Raw genomic sequence first — 5,696 nt, 5'->3', positions numbered from 1 at the left:
TAAATCGAGAAAATTAATGACGAAAACGGAAATTTAAAATCAAACTCTTGTATTTTTCGGAAAAATGGCTATACTATTTCTAGAATGAACATCAAACTGGACTGGACGGATAAACAAATCATTGATCTGTTGACCATTGACGGGCGGATGCCCGCCAGTGATATTGCGCGGACGATTGGGGGAATTACCGAACGCGCGGTACGATATCGAATTCAACGGTTGGTGGATGAGGGGGTCATCAGCATTACCGCCGTGGTAAACCCAAAGGCAATTGGCTTTCCGGTCATTGCCGATATTTTTATTCAAGTTGAACCGGGCATGATTCTGGACGTAGCGGGGAAAATTTCCCGCTTTGAGAACGTCAGTTATGTGGCCTGTTCGACAGGCGAGCGGGACATCAGCGTTCAGGTCGTCGCCAGAGATAACCAGGAACTGTATACCTTTGTAACCGAAGTGATTGGCAGAATACCCGGCGTGCAAAAAACCATCACTTCTTTAGTGCCCTTTATCGTCAAAGATGACTCTCACTGGCGGATTCCGGCATCGTACTTTGAAAATCAGAATCCCAAATCATAAATCCTGAGCAACCGGCATCTTGAAAATGCCGATTTTTTTCAAGGAGAGTGAGTTATGAATTCAGCCTATGATTGGGCCGTTGAATATTCGAATCGCTGGTTGAGCATTATTCGACAAAGCGAAGTCACGGAAGATGTGGCCAAATGGATCATCGAGGAATCCAAAATCAATTTTGCCGAACACTTCAACAAAGGCTGGCTGGAATATCGCAAATCCGTGACCGAGGCCGGCGATTGGGCGATGACCGAATGGACCGGCAAAGGGGCTCAATTTCAGGATGTACTGGGCAGAAAGTTCATTGACTGCCTGGGCGGCTACGGGATGATGGACCTCGGCTGGGGACACCCGGAAGTGGTTGCCGCGGTCAAGGCTCAACTGGAGCGATCCCCCATGCCCTCTCAGGAACTCATTGATCCTCTACGCGGCGTACTGGCCAGGATCCTGGCCGAAATTTTACCCGGCGACATCAAATATTGCTTCTTCTGCGCCTCAGGTACCGAAGCCATCGAAGGCTCGCTGAAACTGGCCAAAATGTATACACGAAAACCCGGTTTCATCACCGCGCTGAAGGGATTCCACGGCAAGACGCTGGGGTCTTTGAGTGTGATGGGCAAGTCCGACTACCGCCAACCGCCCGGAATTTTATACGGCGGACCGGTTTATCATGTGCCGTTTGGGGATGCAGAAGCCGTCGAAAGACAGCTGGATATCTGCGAGAAAGTGGGGGTTGAAATCGCGGCAGTCATCATGGAGCCCATTCAGGGGGAGGCAGGCGCCATTGTCCCGCCGGATGATTTCTGGCCGCGCATCCGCGAAGCGACCCGCAAACATGGGGTTTTGTTGATCGCGGACGAAGTTCAAACCGGCCTGGGCCGGACGGGCAAATTGTGGGGAGTGGACCATTGGGATGTAAAACCGGATATCGTCGCCCTGGCCAAATCGCTGGGCGGCGGGGTCATGCCCATTTCCACTTTTGCATCCACGGAAGAAATCTGGCAGGTGATGATGTACCCCAATCCATTCATTCACACCACAACCACCGGAGGGGGTGCACTGGCGTGCAGCGCGGCAATTGCCGCCATCAACGTCACCTTGCGCGAAAAATTATGGGAAGTTGCCGCTGAAAAAGGGGATTATTTGATTCCCAAACTCAATCAGCTGGCGCAGCGTTTTCCGGATATTTTTGACCGCATCACAGGAAAGGGTTTGTTGATTGGGATGCACTTCAAGGACAGCGCCACCGGTTATAAAGTGGCTGCCGGCCTGTTCAAGCGCGGCGTTCTGGTCGCCGGCACGTTGATCAGTTCGACTACCATTCGGATTGAGCCTCCCCTGATCATTACTTATGAAGAAATCAATGAGGTACTGAATCGGTTGGAAGATACCCTGAGGGAAATTGAGCGAGGTGGGTAATTTGCAATGACATGAAGTTCAACGGCCTAAAAACACGTGAGTTCGGGATACGATCAAAACCCGGCATGCGATGCCAATGCCCCCATGGGCTTTCCCCAAAATCGCTGGGGCGATTTTGGGGGAGGCGGGAGGGGGATGAACAATCGAAAGTTGATCTAAAAATGATTTATCCCGAATTGAGGTTAAAAACAGTTCTTTTGTGAAGGAGAAAAAAATAAGATGGAATTTCCGGTTTCCAACACAACCATCATTGTTTTCTTCATCATCCTGTTTTTTGCCATCCGGATTGGGATTGGCTATTACGCATCCCGCAAAGTTTCCAACACGACCGACTACATTGTAGCCGGCAGAAGACTGCCCATTTACCTGACCGGCGCATCCATCATGGCAACCTGGTTTGCAGCCGAAACCTTAATGGGCGCCAGTTCGACTGCCTACCAGTACGGTTTTCAAGGGGTTGTGTTTGATCCGTTTGGGGCGGCTTTGTGCCTTTTTCTGTCTGGGTTTTTCTTCATCCGCTTGATGCGCAGGGCGCGCTACCTGACGATTATTGACTTTTTTGAACGCCGCTTCGGAAAATGGATGGGGATTGCCGGCTCCATCATCCAGATGATCACCTACTTTGGCTGGACAGCCGCCCAAATTGTGGCGGGCGGCAACATTGTTCACGCCCTGTTCGGCTGGCCGGTTACCACCGGCATGCTTTTCGTGGCGCTGATTGTGGTTTCTTACACCATGATGGGGGGAATGTGGGCGGATACTTTGCTGGATTTCATCCAGATGTTCTTAACTGCTGGGGGAATCACCTTGATTTTTGTGGCCGTCATGCGGGCGGTCGGCGGATGGGATGCCTTCATCTCGAATGCCGGCTCGTTGTACGTCAGTAAACCCTTCACCCTTCTGCCCATCGAGGGAGAGGGCTACCTCGGTTACACCGGTGGATTGGGGTGGACTTATTGGGTTGGAGCCTGGATGGCTTTGGGGCTGGGTTCGATAGCGGCGCAGGACTTGATGCAGCGCTCCATGTCCGCCCGCAATGAGGCAACGGCGGTGCACGGAACGTATCTGGCAGCCATTTTGTATCTGGGCTTTGGGGTGCTTTCCCCCTTGATTGGCATTGCCATGTTTGCCATGAATCCCAACATTGCCCCCGAACAAACCGAATTTATCCTCGTCACCGCCACAACCGAACATCTTTCTCCCGTTTTGGCAGGGATCTTTATCGCCGCGCTGGCTTCCGCGTTGATGAGCACCTCCGATAGCTCGATTCTGGCCGGCGCTTCCGTATTTACCGAAAATATCCTCCCGCTCTTCAAAAAAGGACTGACCGAAAAATCCCAACTGGCCTGGACGCGGTTGATGGTGTTTGTCATCGGGCTGATGAGTCTGTTGATGGCGCTTTATGCGCAGACCATTTACAAACTTTCGGTGTTTGCCTGGACGGTTATTTTAGTAGGCATGTTCGCTCCGTTTGCCTTCGGCATGTACTGGAAAAAAGCCAATCAGAGCGGCGCGCTGGCAGGCTTCCTGGGCGGTTGGATCACCTGGTTGATCACCCTTCCCATCCTCTATCCGACCACTCTGGAAATCAACGCAGGGGATAGCGAGCTGGCCATCTGGGATGCAGCCTACATCGGTTCTGTGCCGGCCTTTCTGGTTTCTGTGCTGCTGGTGGTCGTCGTTTCGCTCCTCACTCAAAAGCGAGATGCTCCCAAACCCCTGACCGATGTGGATTATCAGGTAATCGAAACCAAAGACCGCCTGGGCTTGCTGCCCTTGAAAGATGCTTTACGAAAAATCCCCTGAAACGGCTTGTCCACTTTCGGAGAACCAAAATCATCACGAAAGGAGTAAGAACATGAAAATTTTACTTGTTGGCGTAGGTGGCGTGGGTGAGGCCATTGCGGTGATGTCGGCCAAAAAACCCTGGCTTGAGAAAATGGTCTTGTCCGACTTCAATACCCATCGTCTGGAAGAAGTCCAGCGGAAATTGGCTGACCCGCAGCGATTCCCCACCGAATGGGTAGATGCTTCACGGCAGGAGCTGGTCGAAGAACTGGCGAAAAAGTATCAGGTTGACCTGATCATGAATGCCTGCGATCCGATTTACAACATGCCCATCTTCAACGCCGCCTACAATGTCGGTTGTCATTATATGGACATGGCCATGTCCCTCTCGGAGCCGAACGAAAAGGACCCCTACCATCAGCCCGGCCTGAAACTGGGAGATTTGCAATTCGCCCAATCCAAACAATGGGAAGAAAAAGGTCTTCTGGCGCTGGTGGGGATGGGGGTCGAACCGGGCATGGCGGATGTCTTCGCCCGCTATGCTCAGGATTATCTCTTCGATGATATTGATGAAATCGGCATTCGGGATGGCGCCAACCTGGAAGTGCGCGGGTATGAGTTTGCCCCCAATTTTTCCATCTGGACCACCATCGAGGAGTGCCTGAATCCGCCGGTGATTTGGGAAGAGGGCAAGGGCTGGTACACCACCGAACCGTTCTCGGAGCCGGAGGTTTTTGAGTTTCCTGAGGGCATTGGCAAGGTGGAATGTGTCAATGTCGAACATGAAGAAGTGCTGCTCATTCCGCGCTGGGTCAAAGCCAAACGAGTGACCTTCAAATACGGTTTGGGCGACCAGTTCATCAACGTCCTGAAGACTTTGAAAATGCTCGGGCTGGACAACAAAGAACCCATCCATGTTAAGGGCGTGATGGTTGCCCCCCGTGATGTGGTGGCCGCCTGTCTGCCCGACCCCGCCCATTTGGGTGACCGCATGTTCGGGAAAACCTGCGCCGGCACCTGGGTGAAAGGGAAAAAGGATGGAAAGCCCCGCCAGGTTTATATCTATCAGGTGGCGGACAATCAGGAATGTATGCAGAAGTTCGGCGTTCAGGCGGTGGTAGCACAGACCGGCTTCAACCCGGTGATCGCCTTTGAACTGATCGAGAAGGGCATCTGGAAAGGCAAAGGCGTGCTCGGCCCGGAGGCGTTCGATCCGCTTCCCTTTATGGAGCGCATGGCAGAATACGGATTTCCTTACGGCATTAAGGAGATGTAAGGATTTGGGGTGAAAAAACCACCCGCCTAAGCAGGCAAATACCCGCAGGAATCCGCAAAGGAATCTGAAAAACCTGTATAAAATGGATGGTATATCTCGTTCAGCTTTGGTCATTAATTTGGAGGTGATTCATGGCTGTGGTTGAAAATAAAGGACAGGTGATTCAGCAAGAGGCGAAAAAGTTGAAACGGGAGTTAACCTTGCTGCCGTTATTTGGCCTCATTTACTTTACCGTCTGCGGCGGGGCCTTTGGTATTGAGCCGCTGGTCGGACTGTCCGGTCCGGGCATGGCGCTCCTGTTGATTGTCATCACCCCGCTGGTTTTCAGCATCCCCAACATGCTGCTGGTGAGGGAAATGACCTCCATGATGCCGGTCGAAGGCGGCTATTACCACTGGGTCAAGCAGGCCTTCGGTCCTTTCGCCGGCTTCATGGCCGGTTGGATGAACTGGGTGGTTGCCTGGGTGGATGTTTCCATTTACCCCGTGCTTGCGGCTTATTATCTGGGTTATTTCATCCCCGCGCTGCGGACGGGGGCGGTGATCAACGGGATTGAAGTGCCGGCCTGGGTGCTTTCCTGGGGGGTTGCATTGATTTTGATTTGGGTCATCACTGCCCTGAACATCCGCGGGGCGCGTCTGGC

The 5,696-nt window shown here is 52.5% G+C and carries 5 protein-coding genes; all 5 read left to right on the top strand.

The features are described 5' to 3' along the window. Positions 1-84: 84 nt before the first annotated feature. A complete protein-coding gene (locus tag VAE48_RS15255; RefSeq protein ID WP_322794193.1) occupies positions 85-576 on the top strand; it encodes an Lrp/AsnC family transcriptional regulator in 492 nt (163 codons plus the stop codon). A 54-nt stretch (positions 577-630) separates the two neighbouring features. After that, the gene (locus VAE48_RS15250) at positions 631-1,989 is read left to right on the top strand and encodes an aminotransferase class III-fold pyridoxal phosphate-dependent enzyme (RefSeq protein WP_322794192.1); all 1,359 of its coding nucleotides are present in this window, start codon (positions 631-633) and stop codon (positions 1,987-1,989) included. A gap of 219 nt (positions 1,990-2,208) precedes the next feature. Next, entirely contained in the window at positions 2,209-3,795 is a 1,587-nt protein-coding gene (locus VAE48_RS15245) for a sodium:solute symporter family protein (RefSeq protein ID WP_322794191.1), read from the top strand. A 52-nt stretch (positions 3,796-3,847) separates the two neighbouring features. Next, positions 3,848-5,053, top strand: coding sequence for a saccharopine dehydrogenase family protein (locus VAE48_RS15240; protein ID WP_322794190.1), 1,206 nt, complete (start codon positions 3,848-3,850; stop codon positions 5,051-5,053). A gap of 131 nt (positions 5,054-5,184) precedes the next feature. Continuing rightward, a partial coding sequence (locus VAE48_RS15235) for an APC family permease (protein WP_322794189.1) occupies positions 5,185-5,696 on the top strand: 512 nt, incomplete at its 3' end.

The sequence above is a fragment of the Bellilinea sp. genome, assembly GCF_034432615.1.
Taxonomy (GTDB): domain Bacteria; phylum Chloroflexota; class Anaerolineae; order Anaerolineales; family Anaerolineaceae; genus Bellilinea.
This window is presented reverse-complemented; position numbering and strand designations above follow the sequence as displayed.